The 24,815-nt window shown below is 71.5% G+C and carries 25 protein-coding genes and 2 pseudogenes; 16 read left to right on the top strand and 11 right to left on the bottom strand.

Annotation, left to right across the window (positions count from 1 at the left end; genetic code table 11):
* The first annotated feature begins 68 nt into the window (after positions 1–68).
* Both ACZ4EG_RS12405 and ACZ4EG_RS12400 read left to right on the top strand, forming a co-directional pair.
* Positions 69–662, top strand: a complete 594-nt coding sequence (locus ACZ4EG_RS12405; protein ID WP_467790600.1) for a transglutaminase domain-containing protein — start codon at positions 69–71, stop codon at positions 660–662.
* A 10-nt stretch (positions 663–672) separates the two neighbouring features.
* Positions 673–1,365: a B3/B4 domain-containing protein gene (locus ACZ4EG_RS12400; RefSeq protein ID WP_467790599.1), complete on the top strand. Its 693-nt coding sequence runs from the start codon at positions 673–675 to the stop codon at positions 1,363–1,365.
* Between the two features lie 175 nt (positions 1,366–1,540).
* Here ACZ4EG_RS12400 and ACZ4EG_RS12395 read toward each other — a convergent pair whose 3' ends face one another.
* On the bottom strand, positions 1,541–2,269 hold the full coding sequence (locus tag ACZ4EG_RS12395) for a lysophospholipid acyltransferase family protein (protein ID WP_390710559.1): 729 nt from the start codon (positions 2,267–2,269) through the stop codon (positions 1,541–1,543).
* A gap of 213 nt (positions 2,270–2,482) precedes the next feature.
* Here ACZ4EG_RS12395 and ACZ4EG_RS12390 point away from each other — a divergent pair, with 213 nt between their 5' ends.
* The 4 genes from ACZ4EG_RS12390 (at position 2,483) to ACZ4EG_RS12375 (ending at position 5,576) form a co-directional block, all read left to right on the top strand.
* Positions 2,483–2,851, top strand: coding sequence for a thioredoxin family protein (locus ACZ4EG_RS12390; protein WP_467790598.1), 369 nt, complete (start codon positions 2,483–2,485; stop codon positions 2,849–2,851).
* Positions 2,852–3,044: 193 nt separating this feature from the next.
* The gene (locus ACZ4EG_RS12385; RefSeq protein ID WP_467790597.1) at positions 3,045–3,554 is read left to right on the top strand and encodes a flavin reductase family protein; all 510 of its coding nucleotides are present in this window, start codon (positions 3,045–3,047) and stop codon (positions 3,552–3,554) included.
* 218 nt (positions 3,555–3,772) lie between these two features.
* Positions 3,773–4,561 carry an electron transfer flavoprotein subunit beta/FixA family protein gene (locus ACZ4EG_RS12380; RefSeq protein WP_263205872.1) on the top strand — a complete coding sequence of 263 codons (789 nt, stop codon included), beginning with the start codon at positions 3,773–3,775 and terminating at the stop codon, positions 4,559–4,561.
* Positions 4,562–4,613: 52 nt separating this feature from the next.
* Complete coding sequence (locus tag ACZ4EG_RS12375) at positions 4,614–5,576, top strand: electron transfer flavoprotein subunit alpha/FixB family protein (RefSeq protein ID WP_467790596.1); 963 nt, start codon at positions 4,614–4,616, stop codon at positions 5,574–5,576.
* A gap of 57 nt (positions 5,577–5,633) precedes the next feature.
* Here ACZ4EG_RS12375 and ACZ4EG_RS12370 read toward each other — a convergent pair whose 3' ends face one another.
* Complete coding sequence (locus ACZ4EG_RS12370; RefSeq protein ID WP_467790595.1) at positions 5,634–6,539, bottom strand: endonuclease/exonuclease/phosphatase family protein; 906 nt, start codon at positions 6,537–6,539, stop codon at positions 5,634–5,636.
* A 194-nt stretch (positions 6,540–6,733) separates the two neighbouring features.
* On the opposite strand from ACZ4EG_RS12370, the pseudogene ACZ4EG_RS12365 reads away from it, so the two are divergent.
* A pseudogene (locus ACZ4EG_RS12365) lies at positions 6,734–8,037 on the top strand (DUF6986 family protein).
* 79 nt (positions 8,038–8,116) lie between these two features.
* Here ACZ4EG_RS12365 and ACZ4EG_RS12360 read toward each other — a convergent pair.
* Together ACZ4EG_RS12360 and ACZ4EG_RS12355 are read right to left on the bottom strand one after the other, a co-directional pair.
* Positions 8,117–8,869: a hypothetical protein gene (locus tag ACZ4EG_RS12360; protein ID WP_467790594.1), complete on the bottom strand. Its 753-nt coding sequence runs from the start codon at positions 8,867–8,869 to the stop codon at positions 8,117–8,119.
* A gap of 7 nt (positions 8,870–8,876) precedes the next feature.
* Positions 8,877–9,983 (bottom strand): LacI family DNA-binding transcriptional regulator, encoded by a 1,107-nt coding sequence (locus ACZ4EG_RS12355; protein WP_467790593.1) that lies wholly within the window; start codon positions 9,981–9,983, stop codon positions 8,877–8,879.
* A 146-nt stretch (positions 9,984–10,129) separates the two neighbouring features.
* Here ACZ4EG_RS12355 and ACZ4EG_RS12350 point away from each other — a divergent pair, with 146 nt between their 5' ends.
* Positions 10,130–11,083, top strand: coding sequence for an ROK family protein (locus tag ACZ4EG_RS12350; protein WP_467790592.1), 954 nt, complete (start codon positions 10,130–10,132; stop codon positions 11,081–11,083).
* Between the two features lie 188 nt (positions 11,084–11,271).
* Here ACZ4EG_RS12350 and ACZ4EG_RS12345 read toward each other — a convergent pair whose 3' ends face one another.
* Complete coding sequence (locus ACZ4EG_RS12345) at positions 11,272–13,308, bottom strand: NPCBM/NEW2 domain-containing protein (protein WP_467790591.1); 2,037 nt, start codon at positions 13,306–13,308, stop codon at positions 11,272–11,274.
* A gap of 308 nt (positions 13,309–13,616) precedes the next feature.
* Positions 13,617–13,970, bottom strand: coding sequence for a hypothetical protein (locus ACZ4EG_RS12340; protein ID WP_453550876.1), 354 nt, complete (start codon positions 13,968–13,970; stop codon positions 13,617–13,619).
* 123 nt (positions 13,971–14,093) lie between these two features.
* On the opposite strand from ACZ4EG_RS12340, the gene ACZ4EG_RS12335 reads away from it, so the two are divergent.
* From ACZ4EG_RS12335 to ACZ4EG_RS12325, 3 genes are all read left to right on the top strand, one after another.
* Positions 14,094–14,420, top strand: a complete 327-nt coding sequence (locus ACZ4EG_RS12335) for a DUF6191 domain-containing protein (protein WP_390710578.1) — start codon at positions 14,094–14,096, stop codon at positions 14,418–14,420.
* Between the two features lie 7 nt (positions 14,421–14,427).
* A complete protein-coding gene (locus ACZ4EG_RS12330) occupies positions 14,428–14,619 on the top strand; it encodes a hypothetical protein (RefSeq protein WP_467790590.1) in 192 nt (63 codons plus the stop codon).
* Positions 14,620–14,759: 140 nt separating this feature from the next.
* Positions 14,760–15,803, top strand: coding sequence for an NUDIX hydrolase (locus ACZ4EG_RS12325; protein ID WP_467790589.1), 1,044 nt, complete (start codon positions 14,760–14,762; stop codon positions 15,801–15,803).
* Positions 15,804–15,842: 39 nt separating this feature from the next.
* On the opposite strand, the gene ACZ4EG_RS12320 is transcribed toward ACZ4EG_RS12325, so the two are convergent.
* Both ACZ4EG_RS12320 and ACZ4EG_RS12315 read right to left on the bottom strand, forming a co-directional pair.
* Complete coding sequence (locus ACZ4EG_RS12320; RefSeq protein WP_453550694.1) at positions 15,843–16,559, bottom strand: MBL fold metallo-hydrolase; 717 nt, start codon at positions 16,557–16,559, stop codon at positions 15,843–15,845.
* Between the two features lie 62 nt (positions 16,560–16,621).
* The gene (locus tag ACZ4EG_RS12315) at positions 16,622–17,977 is read right to left on the bottom strand and encodes a M20/M25/M40 family metallo-hydrolase (protein WP_467790588.1); all 1,356 of its coding nucleotides are present in this window, start codon (positions 17,975–17,977) and stop codon (positions 16,622–16,624) included.
* Positions 17,978–18,110: 133 nt separating this feature from the next.
* Between ACZ4EG_RS12315 and ACZ4EG_RS12310 the strand changes: the two genes are divergently transcribed.
* A complete protein-coding gene (locus ACZ4EG_RS12310) occupies positions 18,111–19,376 on the top strand; it encodes a geranylgeranyl reductase family protein (RefSeq protein ID WP_467790587.1) in 1,266 nt (421 codons plus the stop codon).
* On the opposite strand, the gene ACZ4EG_RS12305 is transcribed toward ACZ4EG_RS12310, so the two are convergent.
* Entirely contained in the window at positions 19,366–19,815 is a 450-nt protein-coding gene (locus ACZ4EG_RS12305) for a nitroreductase family deazaflavin-dependent oxidoreductase (RefSeq protein WP_390710584.1), read from the bottom strand. The genes ACZ4EG_RS12310 and ACZ4EG_RS12305 overlap by 11 nt on opposite strands.
* Positions 19,816–19,968: 153 nt before the next feature.
* Here ACZ4EG_RS12305 and ACZ4EG_RS12300 point away from each other — a divergent pair, with 153 nt between their 5' ends.
* The gene (locus tag ACZ4EG_RS12300) at positions 19,969–20,676 is read left to right on the top strand and encodes a TetR/AcrR family transcriptional regulator (RefSeq protein WP_453550685.1); all 708 of its coding nucleotides are present in this window, start codon (positions 19,969–19,971) and stop codon (positions 20,674–20,676) included.
* On the opposite strand, the gene ACZ4EG_RS12295 is transcribed toward ACZ4EG_RS12300, so the two are convergent.
* Positions 20,673–21,716: a medium chain dehydrogenase/reductase family protein gene (locus ACZ4EG_RS12295; protein WP_467790586.1), complete on the bottom strand. Its 1,044-nt coding sequence runs from the start codon at positions 21,714–21,716 to the stop codon at positions 20,673–20,675. The two genes, ACZ4EG_RS12300 and ACZ4EG_RS12295, sit on opposite strands and share 4 nt — an antisense overlap.
* Before the next feature lie 155 nt (positions 21,717–21,871).
* Between ACZ4EG_RS12295 and ACZ4EG_RS12290 the strand changes: the two genes are divergently transcribed.
* From ACZ4EG_RS12290 to ACZ4EG_RS12280, 3 genes are all read left to right on the top strand, one after another.
* On the top strand, positions 21,872–22,537 hold the full coding sequence (locus ACZ4EG_RS12290) for a TetR/AcrR family transcriptional regulator (protein ID WP_453550680.1): 666 nt from the start codon (positions 21,872–21,874) through the stop codon (positions 22,535–22,537).
* A gap of 91 nt (positions 22,538–22,628) precedes the next feature.
* Positions 22,629–23,867, top strand: coding sequence for a sensor histidine kinase (locus ACZ4EG_RS12285; RefSeq protein WP_453550678.1), 1,239 nt, complete (start codon positions 22,629–22,631; stop codon positions 23,865–23,867).
* On the top strand, positions 23,864–24,529 hold the full coding sequence (locus tag ACZ4EG_RS12280) for a response regulator (RefSeq protein WP_453550675.1): 666 nt from the start codon (positions 23,864–23,866) through the stop codon (positions 24,527–24,529). The genes ACZ4EG_RS12285 and ACZ4EG_RS12280 overlap by 4 nt, the downstream gene beginning before the upstream one ends.
* Here the strand turns inward: ACZ4EG_RS12280 and ACZ4EG_RS12275 are convergent.
* Positions 24,490–24,588, bottom strand: a pseudogene (locus tag ACZ4EG_RS12275) (DUF6332 family protein); the annotation flags it as partial. The gene ACZ4EG_RS12280 and the pseudogene ACZ4EG_RS12275 overlap by 40 nt on opposite strands.
* Positions 24,589–24,815: the final 227 nt, after the last annotated feature.

The following is a 24,815-nucleotide window of genomic DNA, read 5'->3' as shown; positions in this document are numbered from 1 at the left end:
TGCATAGGTATGCGGTCATCTGAAAAGTCATTGACTCTCGGGTGATCGCATTCCTATGCTCTGCGGGCATGGAGCTGATCCAGAACACCCCCGACCTTTGCGCCTATCTGGCCGCCGACGAGGTCATCGACCATGACCATCCGAGGGTGCGCGAGGCGGCTGCCCGCCTCGCCGAGAGCGTTCCCGACTCGTATGCCTATGCGCGAGCCGCCTTCGAGTTCGTGCGCGACACGATCCCGCACTCACAGGACTCCGGCGACCTCCGGGTCACCTGGCGCGCCTCCGACGTCCTCGCGCGGCGCACCGGCATCTGTTACGCGAAGGCGCATGCGCTGGCCGCGCTGCTGCGGGCCGAGGACATTCCCGCCGCGCTCTGCTACCAGCGACTGGCGGACGAGGACGGTGCCGGCCATGCCGTGCACGGGCTGATCGCCGTACGGTTCCATGGCGCCTGGCACCGGCAGGATCCGCGCGGGAACAAGCCGGGGGTCGACGCGCAGTTCTCCCTCGATGGGGAGCGGCTGGCCTGGGTGCCCGACCCCGAGTGCAATGAGGTGGACTATCCGGTCCTGTACGCTGAACCTCATCCGGTCGTGCTCGGCGCTCTGAAAGCGGCGCCCGACCGGCCGTATCTGTGGAAGACGCTTCCCACCGCACTCTGAGGCGAGGCAGATGACTCTCACGCTCACCGTGTCCGACGAGGTGCGCGCTCTCGCGCCCGGCTTCACGCATGTCGCGATCGAGGCGCACGGTCTGGTCAACGGGCCCAGCACCGAGGCGAGTTCCGCGCTCCTGGACGACGCGGCCCGCCGCCTGGCCGCACGCCTCGACGGCCGCGCCCCGCACGAGGACCCGCACATGGTGGCCTGGCGCGAGGTGTACACGGCGTTCGGCTCGAAGCCCTCCCGCAGCCGCAATTCGGCGGAGGCGCTGGCCAAGCGTGCGCTGTCGGACGCCGGTCTGCCCCGCATCAATCTGCTGGTCGACCTCTACAACGCGATCAGCGTGGCCCATCTCATCCCGGTCGGCGGCGAGGACATCGACCACATCGAGGGCGCGATGCGTCTCGTGCGTGCCACGGGCGACGAGGACTTCGTGACCGTCGCCGGGGGCGAGGAGGTCGTCGAACACCCCGACGCGGGCGAGGTGGTGTGGCGCGACGGCATCGGTGTGACCTGCCGCCGCTGGAACTGGCGCCAGGGCCCGCGCACCCGGCTCACCGAGCGGACGACCTCCGGCATCTTCCTGCTGGAGACCCTCGCGCCCCTGCCGCTCGGCGAGGCCGAGGCGGCGGCCGCCGAACTCGCCGAACTGCTGGAGAAGTTCAGCCCCGGCGCCCGGATCACACCGCACGCCCCCGCCTGACCTGTGCGCGCGGGCGCGCTCGCCGGGGGCCCGCCGCCTCGGTGCACGAGCGTGGCCCGCCTCCCCCGATCTGCTGCGCTCCGCCTTCCGGCGGCATGCCGCAACGGGGGTGAACCCGGTCTCCGGGAAGGTGCTCAAGTGTGCGAGAGCCTGACGGCTCCCGTTGCCGAGGATGTCAGCGTGCCTCGGCGGCCTTCAGCTGCTCCTGCGTCGGGGCCGTACCGCCCAGGTGGGCCGGGAGCCACCAGGAGTCCTCCGTGCCCTTGGGGCGTGCGGGGTAGGCGCGCTGGGCGGCCTCCAGCAGCTCCTGGACCGTCTCGCGCAGCCGGCGGGTGATGGCGCCCGCGTACTGCTCGCGAGAGGCCTCGACCGCCTCGCCGACGCGGATCGTGACCGGGGTGTGGCTGCGCTTGAAGTTGCGCGGGTGCCCCTTGGTCCACAGCCGCTGCGTGCCCCACACCGCCATCGGGACGAGCGGGACGCCCGCCTCCTGGGCCAGGCGCGCGGCGCCCGACTTGAAGCTCTTCAGGGTGAAGGACTGCGAGATCGTCGCCTCCGGGAAGACGCCGATGATCTCGCCGGAGCGCAGCGAGTCGAGCGCGTGCGCGTACGCCGCCTCGCCCTGCTTGCGGTCCACCGGGATGTGCTTCATCCCGCGCATCAGCGGACCGGAGATCTTGTGGCGGAAGACCGACTCCTTCGCCATGAAGCGCACCAGACGCTTCTGCGGGAGGGCCGCCAGGCCGTTGAAGATGAAGTCCAGGTAGCTGATGTGATTGCTCACCAGCACGGCGCCGCCCGAGCGCGGGATGTTCTCCGAGCCCTTGCAGTCGATCTTGAGGTCCCAGGCCTTGAACATCGTCAGGGCGAGACCGACGACGGGACGGTAGACCAGCTCTGCCATGGGCGGGGTGGACCCTTTCTGCTCTGCCTGGGGAAGGGTTCCCGGCGGGAAGTTACGCAGCCGTAGGTTTACGGCGTCTCGCAGATCGTGCCCGAAGAACGGTCGGGTAGCCAGTCCTGGTGCCGCGGTTCGGCGAGATCCTCGTCACGTCGGCCTACGATCGACCTCGGCTTTTGGGCCGCCGTAGCAGTCTCGTGAATGCTGGTACGGGTGATGACCGGACGTCGACGGATCGGGAGGGTGCGGGTGCGCGGGCGGGATGAGCGGCTCGGGGCCGCCGAGTTGGGCGGCGAGCTCGGGGAGCGGGCCACGCTCGTGCAGTTTTCGAGCGCCTTCTGCGCGCCCTGCCGGGCGACCCGGCGCATCCTGGCCGAGGTGGCCGGGATGGTGCCCGGCGTCACGCACGTCGAGATCGACGCCGAGGCCCGGCTGGACCTCGTACGCGCGTGGGAGATCCTCAAGACGCCCACCGTGGTGGTCCTCGACGTGGACGGACGGGTGGTGCGGCGTGCGGTCGGGCAGCCCCGCAAGGCCGATGTGATAGCCGCGCTGGGAGAGGCGGTCCGACGGCCGTGCGGATGACGGTGAGGCACCTCCCATATCCCGGAACGTACTTGACTGTGTGCGCCACCTATAGTCAGCCTGACCCCATGGCAACGGAAATCCTTCTCTTCGGGCGGGTCCACGTCGACCTCGCCCGTACCGCGAGCGCGCGCTGTCCGGGCTGTTGAGCAGCAACGGATCCGCACGTCCCCTTTCGCAGAAGGACAACTCCATGACGGCCACGCCCGACCTCCGCTCTCCCCAGCTCGCCTCCCCCGATCTGCTGCGCTCCGCCTTCCGGCGGCATGCCGCCGGTGTCGCGGTGATCACAGCCCAAGGCGCCGGGGGACCGGTCGGCTTCACCGCCACCTCCCTCACCTCCGTCTCGGCCGACCCGCCGATGCTCTCGTTCGGCATCGGCACCGGCGCCTCCAGTTGGCCGGCCATATCGACGGCCGACCACGTCGGTGTCCATGTGCTCGGTGAGCATCAGAGGGAGCTGGCCACCACCTTCGCCCGCAGCGGCGCCGACCGTTTCGGCGCGCCCACCGCCTGGCGTGAAGGACCCGAGGGCGTACCCGTGCTCGACGACGTCCTCGTGTGGCTGGTCTGCCGCATCGTGAGCCGTGTGCCCGCCGGCGACCACCGCATCGTGCTCGCCGAGGTCGTCCTGGGCGATCCCGCGGGCGCGGGCCGGCCGCTCCTGTACCACCAGGGGCGGTTCAACGGTCTGCGCGATTGATCACTGTCCGTCCGGACTGCGAGGCAGTCGGATTCCGGTTACGCTGCGTTGCGAAGGTCACAGTTCAAAGCGCTTGCTTAGCGGGAGTGGACTGGGTGTACTGATGAGTAATATTTCGTTCGGAGCGCGCGGCCGCCCCGACCGGGATCGGCCGCTTCAGGCGCCTATGCTGCCTGCAAGAGGCAGCCCAGAAATGACGATGCAGTAGGAGAGCCGGCGTGAGCTTGAGGATCGTTGTCACTGTGAAGTACGTGCCCGACGCCACTGGCGACCGGCACTTCGCCGATGACCTGACCGTCGACCGCGACGACGTGGACGGTCTGCTCTCCGAGCTGGACGAGTACGCGGTCGAGCAGGCGCTGCAGATCTCCGAGAACTCCGACGACGACGTCGAGGTCACGGTCCTGACGGTCGGCCCGGAGGACGCCAAGGACGCGCTGCGCAAGGCGCTGTCGATGGGCGCGGACAAGGCCATCCACGTCGAGGACGACGACCTGCACGGCACGGACGTCATCGGCACCTCCCTGGTGCTGGCCAAGGCTGTCGAGAAGGCCGGCTTCGACCTGGTGATCTCCGGCATGGCCTCCACCGACGGCACCGCCGGTGTGGTTCCCGCCCTGCTGGCCGAGCGCCTGGGCGTCCCGCAGGTCACCCTGCTGTCCGAGGTCTCCGTCGAGGACGGCACGGTCAAGGGCCGCCGTGACGGCGACGCCGCCTCCGAGCAGCTCGAGGCGCAGCTCCCGGCCGTCGTGTCCGTCACCGACCAGTCGGGTGAGGCGCGCTACCCGTCCTTCAAGGGCATCATGGCCGCCAAGAAGAAGCCGGTTCAGTCCTGGGACCTGTCCGACCTGGACATCGAGGCCGAGGAGGTCGGTCTCGACGGCGCCTGGACCAAGGTCGAGACGGCGGCCGCGCGTCCGGCCCGCACGGCCGGCACGATCGTCAAGGACGAGGGCGAGGGCGGCAAGCAGCTCGCTGAGTTCCTCGCGAGCCAGAAGTTCATCTGAGGCTCGCCCCCGCTGACCGCCCCTCAACTTTCGTACGCAGGAGAGCAATCCCATGGCTGAAGTCCTCGTCTACGTCGACCACGTGGACGGTGCCGTCCGCAAGCCCACCCTGGAGCTGCTGACCCTCGCCCGCCGCATCGGCGAGCCCGTCGCCGTCGCCCTCGGCAACGGCGCCGCCGACACCGCCGCCACGCTCGCCGAGCACGGCGCGGTGAAGGTCCTCACCCACGAGGCGTCCGAGTACGCCGACTACCTGGTCGTCCCGAAGGTGGACGCCCTCCAGGCCGCCGTCGAGGCCGTCTCCCCGGCCGCCGTCCTGGTCTCGTCCTCCGCGGAGGGCAAGGAGATCGCCGCCCGTCTGGCGCTGCGCATCGGCTCCGGCATCATCACCGACGCCGTCGACCTCGAGGCCGACGACGAGGGCCCGGTGGCCACCCAGTCGGTGTTCGCCGCGTCCTTCACCACCAAGTCCCGTGTCATCAAGGGCACCCCGGTCATCACGGTCAAGCCGAACTCAGCCGCCGTCGAGGCCGCCCCGGCCGCCGGCGCGGTCGAGGCCCTGTCCGTCTCCTTCTCCGAGAAGGCGACCGGCACCAAGGTCACCGCCCGCACGCCGCGTGAGTCGACGGGCCGCCCGGAGCTGACCGAGGCCGCGATCGTGGTCTCCGGTGGCCGTGGCGTCAACGGTGCCGAGAACTTCTCGATCATCGAGGCCCTCGCCGACTCCCTCGGCGCGGCCGTCGGCGCCTCGCGTGCCGCGGTGGACGCGGGCTGGTACCCGCACACCAACCAGGTCGGCCAGACCGGCAAGTCGGTCTCGCCGCAGCTGTACATCGCCAACGGCATCTCCGGCGCGATCCAGCACCGCGCCGGTATGCAGACCTCCAAGACGATCGTGGCCGTCAACAAGGACCCCGAGGCCCCGATCTTCGACCTGGTCGACTACGGCGTCGTCGGCGACCTGTTCGACGTCGTCCCGCAGCTGACCGAGGAGATCAAGGCCCGCAAGGGCTGAGCACCTCCGGGCTGTACGAGGCCCCCGTGACCGCACGCCGGTCACGGGGGCCTCGGCTCATCCCAGGGTCAGCCACGCCTGCACGGGCAGGTGGTCGCTCGGGAACTGGCCGCTCCTGGAGAAGGTGTTGATGGAGGCCCGCTGGACCGTGACGCCCGCGGTGGCCAGGATCCAGTCGATGCGGTCGCCGTCCGGTGTGAGCGGTTTGTAGCCGTGGAAGGTGCCGTACAGCGCGCTGCGCTCGGCCGCGGTGTCCCAGCTGTCGAGGAGGCCGGCGCCCAGCATCGTGTCGTAGACCGGGTTCTTGAGCGCGGCGACGTTGAAGTCCCCGGTCACCACGATCGGCAGGCGGCGGTCGAGTTCGGCGATGCGCTGGGCCATGAGGGCGGCGCTGTGTTCGCGTGCGTACTGGCTCGCGTGGTCGAAGTGGGTGTTGAGGACGTAGAACTCCCGCCCGCCGTCGCGCAGGTCGCGGAACCGGATCCAGGTGACGACGCGGGGGAACGCGGCGCCCCAGGTGTTCGAGCGGATCACCTCCGGGGTGTCGGAGAGCCAGAAGGTGTAGTGCTCGGCCGGGGACAGACGCCGGGTGTCGTAGAAGATCGCCGCGGACTCGTCGCGGCTGCCGCCCTCGCGGCCGGTCCCGATCCAGTCGTAGTGCGGTCCGAGGTCGGAGTCGATGTCGCGCAGTTGCTGGTAGAGGCCTTCCTGGGTGCCGATGACGTGGGGCCGCTCGCGGCGCAGCAGTTCGCGCATCACCGGCCTGCGCACGGTCCAGCTGTTGGGTTCGGCGGTGCTCGCGAAGCGCAGGTTGAAGGACATGATCCCCAGGCGGTGGGCCCGGTGCTCCTCCGCCGAGGCGGTGGAGGCGGACAGTGCTGTACTGGAGAGGGGGACGGTGACGGCGGCGGCCAGCGCGACCTTGAGGCCCAGGCGGCGCGTGACTCGGCTGTGGTTCGGCACACGGGCTCCTTCGGTGGAACGGCCGGGTGACTCGAGCGGACGAAAGTGTGATACCGCGGGATGAGTTGGGCGTGAACAAGACGGGATGATGAAGCGGCACTCCTTCAACATGGTGTTGACCATCCCGAACATCCCCGGATAACTTCATTCTGCGGATTATTGATTCCGTAGAGCGGAAACATGGAGGGTGTGGGATGGGCCAGGGCCAGCAGGAGAAGGTGGCGACAAGCCTCGCGGGCGCCGTCAGCGAGGAGATCAGCGCCTCCCTCGCGCCGGTCGACGCCGAGCTGGAGCGCCACTACCCCGGAGACCCCGGCACCCGCCAGCCCGTCCACACCGTGTACGTCCCCGGTGATGTCTTCGCCGCCGACACCATCCGCTCCTGGGGCGACCGGGCGCTCGCCGCCCTCGACGAACACGCCCCGGACGCCGCCTCCTTCGCCGCCGTCCTCGGCCTCGCCGACGAGCTCGCCGAGCCGGTCTACTCCCGTGTCCGCGCCAAGCTGGAGCGCGAACCGATCGAGGACCTGCGGGTCGACTTCGAGGACGGCTACGGCCCCCGCCCGGACGCCGAGGAGGACCGGGCGGCCGCCCGCGCGGCCCGGCTGATCGCGCAGGCGTACGAGAACGGCACTGCGGCCCCGTACATGGGCATCCGCATGAAGTGCATGGAGGCCGCGGTGCGCGACCGGGGCATCCGCACCCTCGACATCTTCCTCACCGGCCTGCTGGAGGCGGGCGCACTGCCCGGCGGACTGGTCCTGACCCTGCCGAAGGTGACCTACCCCGAGCAGGTCACCGCCATGGTCCGGCTCCTGGAGGCCTTCGAGAAGGCGCGTGGCCTCCAGCCCGGCAGGATCGGCTTCGAGATACAGATAGAGACCAGCCAGTCCATCCTCGCCACCGACGGCACCGCCACCGTCGCCCGGATGATCCAGGCCGCCGAGGGCCGTGCCACCGGTCTGCACTACGGCACCTTCGACTACAGCGCCTGCCTCGGCGTCTCCGCCGCCTACCAGGCCAGCGACCACCCGGCCGCCGACCACGCCAAGGCGATCATGCAGGTCGCGGCGGCGGGCACGGGCGTACGGGTCTCGGACGGCTCGACCAATGTGCTGCCGGTCGGCCCGACCGAGAAGGTCCACGCCGCCTGGCGACTGCACTACGGCCTCACCCGGCGGGCCCTGGCGCGGGCGTACTACCAGGGCTGGGACATGCACCCCGGCCACATCCCCACCCGCTACGCGGCCGTCTTCGCCTTCTACCGCGAGGGCTTCGAGCAGGCGGCCGCCCGTCTCGCCCGCTACGCCGACCGGACCGGCGGCGACGTCATGGACGAGCCCGCCACCGCCAAGGCCCTCAGCGGCTATCTGCTGCGCGGTCTGGACTGCGGCGCGCTCGACATCGCCGAGGTGGCCGGGCCGACCGGTCTGACCCGGGCCGACCTGGAGGGCTTCGCGTCGCCGCGGCGGGCGATCTGACGGCCTCCGCCAAGTAACGGGCCGCAGTCCGGTCAGTCCGTGCGAGTCAGTCCGTGTGGGTCAGTCCCTTGTCGTGGTCCGGGGCCGCCGCAGGCCTCAGCTCTGCTCGGGCCGTACGTACCCTTCGAGACCGGACGCCGTCGCCCACTTGTGCTCCGCGAACAGCCGTGTGCCCCGTCGGCACAGTGCGGCGTCGGCGCGGGCCCGCGCGCAGAAGTCCTCCGGCGTGACACCGTACAGCTCCCGCAACGGGGCCGACCCCGCCAGGAGTTCGGTGAGCAGCGGCCGCTGCCCCGGGTGGGCGCGCGGTGTGCCGGAGCCGTTGTGCAGGACGCCGTGCCGGTTGACGTACCCGTACGCCCCGGTGAGCGTCCCGCCGTCGGACAGCTCGATCCGTACGTCCGGCGCGGGCAGCCAGGCGCGGTCGTAGCTGCCGTCCCGCAGGGGCACGCCCTCGCTTGCGTCGATCACGGTCAACTGCCGGGCGTCGAGCCAGATGACGAACAACTCGCGGGTACACCCCGGTGCCGCGACGGGCGAGGCGGAGACATATCCCAGGCGGCTGACGTGCGCGGAGACGCCGACGTCGAGACCCGTCACCCGGGTCCGCACCATCGGGACGGGCGCGGTGCTCCCGGACTCGGCCAGCTTGTGGCGCAGTTGACCGGGGCAGGCGTTGGAGCCGACCGCGAGGACCGGCACCCGGTCCTCGTGCACCAGACGGTCGAGCGGCAGTATCCGGTCGCCCCGCAGCAGCCCGGAGTCCTTCGGCCAGGCGCCCGGATAGGTCAGCGGATGGTCGCGCGGCGCCCGCGCGAGGCCCAGTTCCTCCAGGGTGCGACCCGGCATCCGCGGCTCAGTCCGCCGGCGGCAGCTCGCCCGAGCCGCGGGTGATCAGCCGGGTCGGCAGTTCGATGCGCTCCGGGACGACGAGCGTCCCGTCCAGCTGGCGGAAGAGGCGCTCGGCGGCGGTGCGGCCGAGGGCGGCCGCGTCCTGGGCGATCACCGTGACGCCCGGCTGGAGCAGGTCGGCGAGCTCGATGTCGTCGAAGCCGACGAGGGCGACCCGGCGGGAGTGCTCGGCGAGGACGCGGACGACGGTGACCGTCACCCGGTTGTTGCCCGCGAACACCGCGGTCACCGGTGTGGGGCCGGACAGCATCTCCTCCGCGGCCCGGCGCACCCGCTCCGGGTCGGTGGCACCCAGGGACATCCAGGTGTCCTCGACGGGTATCCCCGCGTCCTCCATGGCCGCCCGGTAGCCGCGCAGACGCTCGGCCGCGGTGTGGATGCGGGGCATGTCGCCGATGAACCCGATCCGGCGGTGGCCGTGGGCGATCAGATGGGCGACACCGGCGCGGGCACCGCCGTAGTTGTCGGACAGGACCACATCGGCGTCGATCTTCCCGGCCGGGCGGTCCACGAACACGGTCGCGACGCCGGCCTTGATCTCCGGCTCCAGATAGCGGTGGTCGTCCCCGGCCGGGATGATCACCAGTCCGTCCACCCGCCGTGCGCACAGCGCCAGCGCCAACTCCTGCTCGCGGTCGGGGTCCTCGGCGCTGGAGCCGTTGATCAGCAGTGCCCCGTGGGCGCGGGCCACCTCCTCGACCGCGCGGCTGAGCGGGCCGTAGAAGGGGTCGGCGAGGTCCTCCAGGACCAGCCCGATGCTCGCGGTACGGCCCTTGCGCAGCACCCGTGCGCTGTCGTTGCGGCGGAAGCCGAGCGCGTCGATGGCCTCCTGGACACGGCGCTCGGTGTCCGGGGTGACGCCGGGCTCGCCGTTGACCACGCGCGACACCGTCTTCAGCCCGACTCCGGCTCGCGCGGCGACGTCCTTCATGGTCGGACGGTTGCCGTACCGGCTCCCGGAGTGGCGGTCGGGGAGGCCGGCGGCGCGGCGGGTGGTCTCGGGCACGATGCGGTGTCCTGTCCTGTCGTCCACGGGGATGCGTCGGTCCATGGTTTTGTATGAGGATGTGGCGTCGAGCATAGAGCCTGGACAACGTTGTCAGATGCGGGAGACACTGTCCACCGCAATCAACCGGCCTGCGCCCCCACCGCTTGACCGGCCATCTTGCTCACGGTTGACGGGGAGATCTGACTCTGATGCACACCGACCTCGTGGCGGCGCTCGACATCGGCGGCACGAAGATCGCCGGCGCGCTGGTGGACGGCGACGGACGGATCCAGCTGCGCGCGCAGCGCGCGACGCCCGCCAAGGAGGACGGCGAGACCGTCATGCGGGCCGTGGAGGAGGTGTTCGCGGAGCTCGCCGACTCGCCCCTGTGGGGACGTGCGGGCTCCATCGGCATCGGCAGTGCGGGACCGGTGGACGCCTCGGCGGGCACCGTGAGCCCGGTGAACGTGCCCGGCTGGCGGGACTTCCCGCTCGTGCAGCGGGTGCGTGCGGCCACCGGCGGCCTGCCGGTCGAGCTGATCGGCGACGGCGTGGCGATCACGGCCGCCGAGCACTGGCAGGGCGCGGCCCGCGGCCACGACAACGCGCTGTGCATGGTGGTCTCGACGGGCGTCGGCGGCGGCCTGGTCCTGAACGGCCGGCTGCATCCGGGACCCACCGGCAACGCGGGCCACATCGGCCACATCAGTGTCGACCTCGACGGCGACCCGTGTCCGTGCGGCTCGCGGGGCTGCGTCGAGCGCATCGCCAGCGGCCCCAACATCGCCCGGCGCGCACGGGAGGACGGCTGGCGGCCCGGCCCGGACGGTGACACCTCCGCCGCCGCGGTGGCCGCCGCCGCCCGGGCCGGCGACCCGGTCGCCGTGGCCTCCTTCGAGCGTGCGGCGCAGGCCCTCGCCGCCGGAATCGCGGCCACCGCGACGCTCGTCGAGATCGACATCGCGGTGATCGGCGGGGGAGTGGGCAAGGCGGGCGACGTCCTGTTCACACCGCTGCGCAAGGCCCTGGCCGACTACGCGACCCTGTCCTTCGTACGGCGTCTGACGGTGGCACCCGCTCAGATGGGCACGGACGCGGGCCTGGTGGGCGCGGCGGCCGCGGCGCTGGCCCGACGGCCGGACGCGACGGCGGCCGGCGTCTGACGGCGGACACCGCGGCGGGAGGCCGGGTGCGCAGGAACGTTTTTTCTGTGCGACGGACCGGGCTCGGGGTTCTTCGTCCTCCCCCGGTCGGCCGACGGCCCCGTGGATCGCCCACGGGGCCGAGGGCCTCGGCTTTCGACCGGTCGGGCCGAGGGTCTCGGTTTCCGACCGGTCAGCGGGGCATCGGGTCAGCAGCCGAGCCGGGCGTCCGCCCAGTCCGCGTGGTCCGAGTCGATGCCGTCGCCGCCGTCCGTGACGACGAGGCGGACCACCTGGGCGCCGGTGACGTCCGCGGTGAGCGGCTGGGCGGGCATCGCGTTGGTCAGGACGCCGGTCGAGGCGACCTTGGTGCCGTCGGCCCAGACCTCGAAGGCGACGGTGCCCTTCGCCCCCTTCTCGTCGTCGACGCCGACGTTCGCGGTGACCGTCTCGCACGCCTTCCCGGTGTAGTACGCGACGCTGCTCTCCGCATGCACCCCGAGCCCCTTGGCGTACACCACGCCGCCCAGGGTGATCGGGTGCCCGTCGCCCGCGGCGCTCTCCCCGTTGCTGGTGTTGCGTTCCACCGGGCCCCACCCGTTCGTGGTCGACAGCCAGGGCAGGTCACCGAGGTACGACGTCCCCGACGGCGGCGGCACCACCACAGTGGCGGTCAGTGGCAGGGTGCTGTCGACACGCGCCCCGAACGGCGAGCGGTATGCGGCGCGCAGTGTCAGGTCGTACGACCCCGTCGGCGTCCCCGGTGGCGCGGTCACCGTCCAGCCGGTGCGCAGCGAACGGCCGGTCGCCAGGGAGGGGGCCCTCGTCGGTGACGTCGGGGTCACGGTCCAGCCGGTGGGGCCGGTCAGCGAGACGGACACCCGCAGGGCGGGCGTGCGGCCGAGGTCGGTGACCGTGGTCGTCAGCGCGGCCGGTGTGCCGGCCTCCACGAACGGGGTGCCGTCCAGGCCGAGTTCGACGGCGGGCGGGTATGCGGCCCAGCGGCGGTCGGCGGTGACCCTGACGAGGACCGTGCCGTGGGCCGGGACGGTCGCGGAGACGGTGCCGGCGGTGTTGTGGGTCCGGTGCTGCCAGAGGTCGCGCAGCGTGTAGGCCGGGGCGTCCGGCAGCCCGACGGCCTCGGCGGTCGTCGTGATGCGCTGGGCGGTGCCGGACTCGTTGAACAGGGCCACGGCACGGCTGCCGTCCCGCATCTCCTTGGCCACGACCCAGCGCCCGCCCTCGGCGGAGATGACGGTGCCCTGCTTGCCCAGCGGGTCCTGGTCGACCGCGATGACCTCCTTGTTGTCCAGGATGTCGAAGGTCGCCGGGGAGGCCTTGCGCAGGTCGGTGCCGATGAGCAGCGGGGCCGCCATGACCGACCACATCGAGAAGTGCGAGCGGTACTCGGTGTCGGTCATGCCGCCGTTGCCGACCTCCAGCATGTCGGGGTCGTTCCAGTGGCCGGGGCCGGCGTACTGCGCGAGCGGCAGGTTCTGCTTCAGGATCGACAGCATCGAGCCCCAGCTGTCGCTGATGTCCCCGGTGGTACGCCAGAGCTGACCGACGTCCGCCGCCCACTGCCAGGGCTTGTTCTCGCCCCATTCGCAGATGCTGTAGACGATGGGCCGGCCGGTGGCCTTCAGAGCGTCACGCATGGTGGTGTAGCGCTGCTTGGCGTCCACGCCCTGGTTGTTGCAGTTGTCGTACTTGAGGTAGTCCACGCCCCAGTCGGCGAACTGCTGCGCGTCGCTGTACTCGTGGCCCAGCGCGCCGGGGAAGCCCGCGCTGTTGCAGGTCTTCGTGCCCGCGCTGGTGTAGATGCCGAGCTTGAGTCCCTTGGTGTGTATGTAGTCCGCGACGGCCTTGATCCCATGGGGGAAACGGACGGGGTCGGGCACCAGCTTGCCGTTCGCGTCCCGGGACGGCAGGGCCCAGCAGTCGTCGAGGTTGACGTACTGGTACCCGGCGTCCTTGAGGCCCTTCTCGACAAACAGGTCCGCCATCCCCTTGACCATGGCCTCGTTGAAGTCGGCCCGGCAGTGCGTGGAGTTCCAGTTGTTGAAGCCCATGGGCGGCGTGAGGGCGAGGCCGTCGGCCGGGGCGGGGGTGACGGGGTCCGTGACGGGTGCGGCCACGGCGGGTGCGGCGTGTCCTGCCGCGCCGAGGAGTCCTGTGCAGAGGAGTCCTGCGGTGAGCGCTCCGACCACTCTTCGGCGGGTTGTGCGGGTGTGAGGGTGACGCATCGTTACGTTCCTCCGACTCGCGAAAGGTGGGATGACTGTGAGTGCCGTATGTCCTTCATGTGCGTGTCATCGGTGCGCGTTTACGGTAGGACTTGTTGGACTGTGATGGAAGGGGTGCGGTAACGTTCGTTCGATATCCCGTCATGGGCCTTGATTCGTTGCCCAGTTGCGAGTGATGGTCGGCGCGCGTTCGGTTGTGCTGGGTCGCGCTCCGGGGAGGGGCATGGACGCGGCGGTCGCTCGGCCCCGGTCTGAAGTGCAGTCAACCGGCCATGGCCGCCTGGCCGTACGGCCAGGCGGCCGACCCGTCACCGGAACTCGTGGATCACCTGGATCGTGCCGACGATGTGGGTGTTGAACTCGTCGAGTTCCTCCGCGGGTACCCACAGTTCCAGGATCGTCTCGCCGCCCGCCCGCTGGACGGGATAGCGGGTCAGGAACTCCGTGTCGACCTCGAAGCGGGTCACGAAGCCCGCGCCGTCGTGCTTGACGTTCCAGTCGCGGGCGATTTTGATCGCGTAGTCCTCGTTGAGCACCGGATAGAAGATCGGCTGCTCGGGGAGGCGGGGCGGCCAGGCGCGCCAGTCCAGCTCGCGGACCAGGTCCAGTTCCTTGGGGCCGGTGGGGCGCCAGAGGGTGGTCGTGGGCCGGGAGCCGGTCATCTAAGTCGCTTCCTGGTCGAGGGCCACGCGGTGGCCGCGGTTCGGGAATCCGCACGATATTAGGAACGCGATCTTCGGTTCCACGGGGTTTCGGTCCGCTCGGCGGCCGTGGATACTCGCGGCATGGGGTTCGCCGTCTTCATGACCTTGCCGGGACTGGTCATCGTGCTCACCGCCGTGGCCCTCGTCGATCAGGTGCTGATGCGTGCCGGACGCGCGGGCATTCTGCCGTGGCGCAACGGAGCCAGGCTCGGCCAGGTGTCGGCCACGGGGTTCGAGCAACTGCACGGCGCCCTGTCCCCGGGCAAGCAGCACGAGCTCAAGGAGCGGCAGTCGGCACTGCTGCTCCGGGACGACGACGAGGACGGCGCACCCCCGCACAGGACGACGATCGACCTGGAGAGCGGAACCGCGGTGATCCGCGTGACTCCCGGCGACCTGCGTAGTTGAACGGGGCATGAAGAAGCGCAGCATGCTCGCCATCGCCTCCCTCGCCACCGGGTTCGTCGTGGCCGCGATCAGCCCGTCCCACGGTGAGGACACCCACGCCGTCAGTGACCTGAACGTGTCGGACACGGTCGACACGGTGGGACACCTTGTCAGCCAGGAAAGCCTCGCCGTCGACGACAACGCCCTGGGACAGGAGTAGAACCGCACACAGGCACTGTGCGGCGCCGGGGCCCCGTCGCGGGGCGCCGGCGCCCCGTTCGCACGCCCTCAGCTGGGGCTGGTTTCCATGGCAGTGTGGAGCGGGCAAGCCACAGGGGGCCAACAGAAGAGGGGGAGTCCGTGACCGTCGTCTGGATCAACGGCGCGTTCGGTGCGGGGAAGACCACCACCGCACGGGAACTGATCGAACTGATCCCGAACAGCACGCTCTTCGACCCGGAGGTCATCGGCGGAGCGCTCACGCACCTGCTCCCGCCCAAGCGCCTCGCCGAGGTCGGTGACTTCCAGGACCTGCCGATCTGGCGGCGACTCGTGATCGACACCGCGGCAGCGATGCTCGCCGAGCTCGGCGGAACCCTCGTGGTCCCCATGACCCTGCTGCGCCAGGAGTACCGCGACGAGATCTTCGGCGGCCTCGCCGCGCGCCGCATCACCGTCCGGCACGTCCTGCTCGCCCCGGCGGAAACGATCCTGCGGGAGCGAATAGCCGGGCGGGAGGTCCCGCCGGACCTCCCCGACGGCGAGCTGCGGCAACGGCAGTGGGCGTACGACCACATCGAGCCGTACCGCGCCGCGCTCGCCTCCTGGCTCACCGCCGACGCCCACCCCGTCGACACCGGTGCCCTCACCCCGTACGAGACGGCCGTCCGCATCGCCGAGGCCGTCAGCAGCGGTGCCGTCGCCCCCTGCGACATCGTGCAGACCCCGGAGCCCACCGCCGAGACCCTCGCCGCGGGCGTGCTCCTCTTCGACGAACGGGACCGTGTGCTGCTCGTCGACCCCACCTACAAGCCCGGCTGGGAGTTCCCCGGAGGAGTGGTCGAGCGCGGCGAGGCCCCGGCCCGTGCCGGTATGCGCGAGGTCGCCGAGGAGACCGGGATACAGCTGGCGGACGTGCCGCGACTGCTCGTCGTGGACTGGGAGCAGCCGGTGCCCCCGGGCTTCGGCGGGCTGCGGCTGCTCTTCGACGGCGGTCGGCTCGACTCGGCCGAGACCGGCCGGCTGCTGCTGCCGGGTCCGGAACTGCGCGACTGGCGCTTCGTCACCGAGCAGGAGGCCGCCGACCTGCTGCCGCCCGTCCGCTACCAGCGGCTGTGCTGGGCGCTTCGGGCACGTGAGCGCGGGGCCGCGCTGTACCTGGAGGCGGGCGTTCCGGTCGGCTGAGCCCGGATGGCTTCGATGTCGTAGTGGCAGAGTCCATGGTCAGCGCGGACGTGCGTAGGTGTCCGCGGCTTTCCGTAGGACCGTCGAGGCCCCACTGGTGACGGGATCGCCGTGGCCGAAACAGGCCAGGCCCGCATCCAGGTCCGCCAGCCGGTGGAAGGACGCGACGGTCCGGGCCCGGTCGAGGTTGAACACGCCCGGCATCACCGATCCGGTGACCGGGGCCGCGGCCACCGTGTCCCCCGTGAACAGCACGCCGTGCTCGGGGAGTTGGAGGGCGATGCTGCCCTCGGTGTGCCCCGGGACGTGGACGACACGGGCTCCGCCGCCGAAGTCGAGGACATCGCCGTCGGACAGTTCGGTGACCCGCTCCGGGCGCACCGGGTCGCCCTGGGGCAGATGCCTCGCGGCCTCGGCGTGGATCGGCAGCTCCCAGTCCTCGAAGACCGGCGGCGGGCCGGGCATCTCACCCCTGACGACCGGAGCGTCCCGGCCGTGCGCCAGCACCTCGGCGCCGGTCAGGGCGGCCAACTCGCCCGCCCCGCCCGCGTGGTCCTCGTGGAAGTGGGTGAGCACGATGCGGCGTACGTCCGAAGGGGCCCGCCCGAGGGCCCGGACCGCGTCGGCGATCACCCGGCCGGAGCCGATCGTGCCGGCGTCGATCAGCGTCAACTCGTCGCCGTCGCGCCAGAGGTAGGCCTGGCCGACCGGGAAGCGCAGGAGATGGAGACGGGGAAGGAGCTCGATGACGTCCATGCGCCGACCGTAGGGAGGGCCCCCGCCCCTCGGCGAGGGCCCTCTGCTGTGGGCAGAGAGGTTCAGCCCGCCGCGTAGTTCCGCAGGAACAGGGCCTCTGCCACCGACAGCCGCTCCAGCTCCTCGGGGGAGACGCTCTCGTTGACCGCGTGGATCTGGGCCTCGGGCTCGCTCAGGCCGATGAGCAGGATCTCCGCCTCCGGGTAGAGGCCCGCGAGGGTGTTGCACAGCGGGATGGAGCCGCCCTGACCGGCGTACTGCATCGTCTCGCCCGGGTAGGCGACACCCATCGCGTCAGCCATCGCCTGGTACGCCGGGCTGCCGGTGTCGGCGCGGAAGGCCTGGCCCTGACCGACCTGCTCGGTGCGCACCCGGGCGCCCCACGGCGTGTGCGCCTCCATATGGGCCTGGAGCAGCTTGGTGGCCTCGGTCGCGTCGACGCCCGGCGGCACCCGCAGGCTGACCAGGGCGCGGGCGCTCGACTGGACGGACGGGGTGGCGCCGACGACCGGCGGGCAGTCGATGCCGATGACCGTGACGGCCGGGTCGGCCCAGATGCGGTCGGCGACCGAGCCGTCGCCGATCAGCCCCACGCCGTCCAGCACCTTGGCGTCGGTGCGGAACTGCTCCTCGGTGTACTCCAGGCCCTCCCACCGGGTCTCGGGGGCGAGTCCGTCGACCGTGGTCGAGCCGTCCTCGGCGCGCAGCGAGTCCAGGACGCGGATCAGCGCGGCCAGCGCGTCCGGGGCGGCACCGCCGAACTGGCCGGAGTGCAGATTGCCCTCAAGGGTGTCGATCTGCACGCGGACCAGGGTCATGCCGCGCAGCGTGGTGGTGACGGTCGGCAGGCCGACGCGGAAGTTGCCCGCGTCGCCGATCACGATCGCGTCGGCCCGCAGCAGCTCGGGGTGCTGCTCGGCGTACCGCTCCAGGCCGCCCGTGCCCATCTCCTCCGAGCCCTCGACGATCACCTTGATGTGCACCGGGACGCCGCCGTTCGCCTTGAGGGCGCGCAGCGCGAGGAGATGCATGATCACACCGCCCTTGCAGTCGGCGGCCCCACGGCCGTACCAGCGGCCGTCACGCTCGGTCAGCTCGAAGGGCGGGGTGGTCCAGGCGGACTCGTCCAGCGGCGGCTGCACGTCGTAGTGGGCGTAGAGCAGGACCGTTTCGGCACCCTCCGGGCCCGGGAGGAAGCCGTACACCGACTGTGTGCCGTCCGGGGTGTCGAGCAGGGCCACGTCCTCGAAGCCCTCGGCGCGCAGCGCGTCGGCGACCCAGTTCGCGGCGCCCTCGCTCTCGCTCCTCGGAAACTGGTCGAAGTCCGCCACCGACTTGAAGGCCACCAGCTCGGTGAGCTCCGCCCTCGCCCTCGGCAGCAGCGAGGCGACGGTCTCGGCGACCGGATTCGACGACATGGGCACGCTCCTTGTAGGTGCGACGTTGTACCTCTGGATAGACCCGATCCTCCCACAGCGGCCTGCGACGACCTCCGCCGTAGGATGCGGGGGACAGGAGCGGCAGACGGCTTGATCGGAGCGGCAGACCATCGTGAGCAGCGAGAACTCTTCGGCGGACGGCGTGCAGCGGGTGTGGGACGTCGTCGTGGTGGGCGCGGGCCCCGCGGGGGCCTCGGCGGCCTACGCGGCCGCGGTCACGGGACGGCGCGTGCTGTTGCTGGAGAAGGCGGAGCTGCCCCGCTACAAGACCTGTGGCGGCGGCATCATCGGCCCCTCGCGCGACGCGCTGCCGCCCGGCTTCGAGCTGCCTCTGCGGGACCGGGTGCACGCGGTCACCTTTTCGAACAACGGGCGCTTCACCCGTACCCGCCGCTCCAAGCAGATGCTGTTCGGGCTGATCAACCGTCCCGAGTTCGACCAGCAGCTGGTCGAGCAGGCGCAGAAGGCGGGCGCCGAGCTGCGTACGGGTGCCACGGTGTCGCGGATCGAGCAGCACGGCTCGGCGGTGCCGGACCGGCGCACGGTCGCCGTCGTGCTGCAGGGCGGCGAGACGCTGCTGGCCCGGGCGGTGGTGGGCGCCGACGGCAGCGCCAGCCGCATAGGAGCGCACGTCGGGGTGAAGCTGGAGCAGGTCGACCTCGGCCTGGAGTCGGAGATCCCGGTGCCCGAGACGGTCGCGGAGGACTGGAAGGGACGGGTCCTCATCGACTGGGGCCCGATGCCCGGCAGTTACGGCTGGGTCTTCCCCAAGGGGGACACCCTCACGGTCGGTGTGATCTCGGCGCGCGGCGAAGGCGCCGCCACCAAGCGGTACTTGGAGGACTTCGTCGCCCGGCTGGGCCTCGCCGGCTTCGAACCGAGCATCTCCTCGGGCCACTTGACCCGCTGCCGGGCCGACGACTCGCCGTTGTCCCGCGGCCGGGTGCTCGTCTGCGGTGACGCGGCGGGGCTGCTGGAGCCATGGACCCGCGAGGGCATCTCCTTCGCACTGCGGTCGGGTCGGCTGGCGGGGGAGTGGGCGGTCCGGATCGCCGAGGCGCACGACGCCGTGGACACCCGCCGCCAGGCCCTGAACTACGCGTTCGCGATCAAGGCGGGGCTCGGTGTCGAGATGAGCGTCGGCAAGCGGCTGCTGACGGTGTTCGAGCGCCGTCCCGGCCTGTTCCACGCGGCGCTGACGAGCTTCCGCCCCGCCTGGAGGGCCTTCAAGGACATCACCCGGGGCTCGACGTCCCTGGGCGAGCTCGTCCGCACCCACCCCATGGCCCAGCGCGCCCTGACCGCGCTGGACCGGCGCCAGGCCGTGGCCCCGGTCCCCGCCTCGCCCCCGGCCTCGGGGGACGCGGTCAGCTCGTGACCGTGACCCGGAAGACCGGGTGGTCGGGGGCGATACGACGCATCTCGTCGTCGGGGGAGTCGGGTCCGACCCCGTCGAAGAAGATGCCGACCTCGGCCTTCCAGCGCTTCAGATAGGCGCGCAGGAGCGGGACCTTGTCCTCGTCGGCGATCTCGGTCGCGGTGAACACGTCCACCTGCTTGCCCAGCCGCAGCTCGCCACCGCCGGCCGCCCGCATGTTGTGCGTCCACTGGACGTGACCGCGCGGGGCGAGCAGGTACTGCTGTCCGTCCACGGTCAGCAGGTTCACGGGGGTGGTCCGCCACTCGCCGCTCTTGCGGCCGCGCACCGCCAGGACCCGGGAGCCCCAGACACTGACACCGCGACGGGTCAGCCAGGCGACGAAGCGGTTGAAGACGTTGACGGTGAACCAGCCGGGCTTCTTGACGTGCGCGGACATGACGACCCCCTGCGGATGGGAGAGCGGGTGCTCTCACTGTTTGGGAGAGCAGTGCTCTCGCTCGAGATGAGTGTGCACCCCCTCGGCACTCCAGTGCAAGAGCGGTGCTCTCTTTTGTGTGCAGTGCTCTCGCTTCGTGGCAGACTGCTTCCCATGACCAAAGCAGGGGGCGCCCGCGCGCGGGCCAGGATCGAAGTGACCGCGGCCATCAAGGACGAGGCGCGCAGACAGCTGGCGGCTCAGGGCGCGGCCGAGCTGTCGCTGCGGGCCGTGGCGCGCGAACTCGGTATGGTCTCCTCCGCGCTGTACCGCTACTTCCCCAGCCGTGACGACCTGCTGACCGCGCTCATCATCGACGCGTACGACTCCCTCGGCGAGGCCGCCGAAGCCGCCGCGACCGAGGTCCGGGACGCCGCCCCCGCCGAGCGCTGGGTCGCCGTGTGCGAGGCGGTACGTCGCTGGGCGCTCACGCATCCGCACGAGTACGCGCTCATCTACGGCTCGCCGGTGCCCGGCTACTCGGCACCCGAGGCGACCGTCCCGCCCGCGTCCCGGGTGGGGGTCCTGCTCATCGGCATCGTCCGCGAGGCCTACGAGCGGCGCGGTGTGGCCCGTACGCCGCTGCCCGCCGAGCTGGCGCCCGAGGCCCGGCGCATGGCCGCCGACCTGGCCCCCGACCTGCCACCGGAGGTGGTCGTGGCCCTGGTCGCGGCCTGGGCACAGTTGTACGGCCTGGTCGGGTTCGAACTGTTCGGGCAGTTCACCAGGGTGGTGGAGGACCGTGAGCCGTTCTTCCGGCACGCGGCGGCCCGGCTCGCCCACGACGTGGGTCTGGTCCTCCCCCATGCTCCGCATGACTAGTCCTGCTCCTTCGGGATCAGGACGACCTTGCCGGCCACTGTGCCGGACTCGGCCAGCCGCATGGCCTCGGCGGCCTCCGTGAGCGGCAGCCGGGCGGCGATCCTTGCGGTGACCTCGCCGCGCTGGAGGGCGTGGAACACCTCGGTGAGGTCGGTGCCCAGACGGGCCCGGAAGCGGTCCTTGCTCAGGGCGCGGCCGGCCCAGACGTTGAAGAAGTACGCGTGGCGGCCGTTGGGCAGCGCGTTCCACAGCCACACCCGGCCGAGGATCTTCAGGACGGGCCACTGCTTGGAGCCCGTGTCGTCCCGGGTGGCGGCGCTGCCGTAGGAGACGAGCGTGCCGCCGGGCGCGAGCAGCCGCCAGGAGTCGATCACGCTCCGGCCGCCGACGTGGTCGAAGACGGCGTCGACCCCGCCGGGGGCGAGTTCGCGCACTCGGGCCGGGATGTCCTCGGTGCGGTAGTCGACGGGAGTCACGCCCAGCTCGCGCAGCGCGTCGTGATGGCGGGCCGACGCCGTGCCGATCACCTTCAGGCCGGCCGCCAGCGCCAGCTGGACGAGGACGGTGCCGACACCGCCGTTGGCCCCGTGGACGAGGATCGTGCCGCCGCTGCGCACGCGGGCCTTGCGGTGGAGCATCTGCCAGGCGGTGATGCCGTTGACGACCAGGGTCTCCGCCTCCGCCGCGCCGATGCCGGCCGGCACCTCCACCGCGTCGGCGGCGTCGAGCACCACATGGCTGGCCCAGCCGCCGACCTTCACCAGCGCCGCCACCCGCTTGCCGACGAGGCCGGGGGCAACGCCGGGGCCGGCCGTCAGCACCGTGCCGACCAGGTCGTAGCCGGGCACGAACGGGAAGGGCGGCTGGTCGTAGTACCGGCCGCGACGCATCTGCTGCTCCGCGAAGGAGACCCCGGTGGCCTCCACCCGGCACAGGATCTGCCCGGCACCCGCGGCCGGTATGTCCCGGCGCCGGAACTGGAGCCCCTCCGGTTCGACCGTTCCCGGCAGGACGACCTCGACGAGTTCCGTGCTTCCCATGACGACCTCCGTGTAGGGCAACTCATTTGCGTTAGAAGCTATAACTAACATGATGGCCGATAGCGTGAGTGTCAAGCTCTCGCGATAATGTCTGTTAGTGGCTATCGCTGCGGTGATAGGTTGAAACGAACCGGACGGAGAGGAGCGTGGAGGCGATGACGGCAGGCGCGGCGAGCCCTCGCGAGCGGTACCGCAGCCAGGTGCGTGCGGAGATCAAGGCGCGGGCCTGGGAACAGATCGCCTCGGCGGGAGCGACGGGGCTCTCCCTCAACGCCATCGCCAAGGAGCTGGGCATGAGCGGCCCGGCTCTCTACCGGTACTTCGGCGGCCGGGACGAACTGATCACCGAGCTGATCCGCGACGCCTACCGCAGCCTCGCGGACACCTTCCGCGCCGCCGCCGACTCGGGCGGCGGACTGCGCGGTCTCGCGCACGCCCTGCGCCGCTGGGCGCTCGCGGACCCCCAGCGGTATTTCCTGGTCTACGGCACGCCGGTCCCCGGCTATCACGCCCCGGACGACATCACGGCGATCGCCCAGGAGATCATGGCCGCACTGCTCGACGTGTGCGTGGCCGCGGGCGCCGACACCCACGGCGCCGACACTCACGGCCCCGACACCTTCGACGCCCACCTCGCGGACCACCGGCAGTGGGCGGCCGGCCACCCCGCCCCGCCCTCGGCCCTGCACCGGGCGCTGCTGTGCTGGACCCGTCTGCACGGGCACCTCTCACTGGAGCTCGCGGGTCATTTCACCGGCATGGGATTCGACCCCGAGCTGCTGTTCGCCGCCGAGGTGGACGAGCTGGCGGGCGGCCACTGATCACGCCTGCGGGCGTACTCCTCGGGGAGTACGTGTGATCACCTCGCCCGGCTGACGTCCTTGCGGACCGCGGACGTCTAGCGTGGCGGACATGGGAGAGCAGCGCGTGCGCGGGCATGGCCCGCCGCAGTGGTGGCGGTACGGGCCGCCGTGGTGGCACCACCCGGACGGTGATGCCGCTCCGGGCCGCGCGCGCCTGCCGTGGCGCTCCACCCTGCCGCTCATGGTCTTCGTGGTGTTCGGCTCGAACTTCGCCGCGCACGAACAGCTCCATCGCGTGCAGCTCGACGGCTACGCGCGCGTGCTGCTGCTCGTTGCCTCGGGGCTGCTGCTCTGGCGCCAGCGGTACCCCGTGTTCGTGGCGTCCGGCACGGCCGCGACCGCCCTGGTCTACCTGGGCGCCGGCTACCCGTACGGACCGATCTTCCTGACCGTCGCCGTCAGCTGCTTCAGTGCCGTCGTCACGGGCCACCGACTCGCGGCCTGGTCGTCGGTCGGGATGCTCTGGGCCGGACACGCCCTGATCACGCTCTGGCTCTACCGCTGGCTTCCGCCACCCGGCGACGAGGCCGCGAGCCTCAACCAGGAGATCGTCATCGCGACCTGGGTCGTGGCCGTGGTCGCGGTGTCCGAACTGGCCCGGGTGCGGCGGGAGCAGTGGGCCCGGGAGCGCGCCGACCGCGCCCAGGCGGCCCGCCGGCGCGCGGACGAGGAGCGGCTGCGGATCGCCCGCGAGCTGCACGACGTCCTGGCCCACAGCATCTCCGTCATCAATGTGCAGGCGGGTGTCGGCCTCGCCCTCCTCGACACCGACCCGGAGCAGGCACGCGAGGCGCTCACCACCATCAAGGCCGCCAGCAAGGAGGCGCTCGGGGAGGTGCGCCAGGTCCTGGACACCCTGCGTGCCCCCGGCGCCGCGCCGCGCGCCCCCGCGCCCGGCCTCAACCGGCTGCCGGAGCTGGTGGAACAGGCGGCGGGCGCGGGCCTCACGGTCGACGTCGAGGGCGAGCCGCCGCGCCTCGCGCCGGGCGCCGACCTCGCGGCGTTCCGGATCGTCCAGGAGGCGCTGACCAATGTCGTACGGCATTCCGGCTCGCGGCACGCGCGCGTGTGCTTCGAGGACGACGACGGCGTGCTGCGGCTGCGGATCGACGATGACGGGCCCGCGACCGGCGAGGACGCGGGCGGCAGCGGGAACGGGCTGGCGGGGATGAGGGAACGAGCCGCCGCGCTGGGTGGCACGATCGAGGCGGGCCCGCGCCCCGACGGGGGCTTCCGGGTGCTCGCCGTACTGCCGTTGAAGGTGAAGGTCAAGGAGGACGGCCGGTGATCCGTGTACTGCTCGCCGACGACCAGTCATTGGTGCGGGCGGGCTTCAAGGCGCTGCTGGACGCGCAGCCGGACATCGAGGTGGCCGGTGAGGCGGCCGACGGCGAGGAGGCCCTGCGCGAGGTGCGCGAACTGCGCCCCGACGTCGTCCTGATGGACATCCGCATGCCGCTCCTGGACGGCCTGGCCGCCACCCGCCGTATCACCGGTGCGCCGGAGCTGAAGGACGTGAAGGTGGTCATGCTCACCACCTTCGAACTCGACGAGTACGTCTTCGAGGCGCTCCGCTCGGGCGCCTCGGGCTTCCTGGTGAAGGACACCGAGCCCGCTGAACTCGTGCGCGCCGTAAGGGCGGTGGTCGAGGGCGACGCACTGCTCTCGCCGGGGGTGACCCGCCGGCTGATCGCCGAGTTCGCGGCCCGTTCCAAGGAGCCGGCGGCCGCCGACGCGCTGGCCCAACTCACCGAGCGGGAAAGGGAGGTGATGGCCCTGGTCGGCATCGGACTGTCCAACGAGGAGATCGCCCGCCGCCTGGTCGTCAGCCCCCTCACCGCGAAGACCCATGTGAGCCGCACGATGGTGAAGCTGGGGGCGCGCGACCGGGCCCAACTCGTGGTGCTGGCCTACGAGTCGGGGCTGGTGCGGCCCGGCTGGCTGGGCTGAGGCCCGCGGCGGAAGCGGACCAGCACGCACACGACCCGCGCGACGCCGACGACCGCCGCCAGGGCGATTCACCGCCCGCCCACGGTCCGCGGCGACAGGGTCGGGCCTGCCCGGTCGGCGAAACCAAGCTGGCTGGGCCTACCGCCGGGCCGGCGGGATGTCAGGTCTGTGGAGTTGGTGTAAGACCGATGGTTGGCACCCCAACCCTTGCCGTTGGTTCGGGTCGGCAGCTGTCGATGAAGCAGAAAGGTCAACCCGTGAGGGTTGAATCCCCCTGCTCCAGCTG

The organism is Streptomyces sp. NPDC025638 (assembly GCF_055558775.1).
This window is presented reverse-complemented; position numbering and strand designations above follow the sequence as displayed.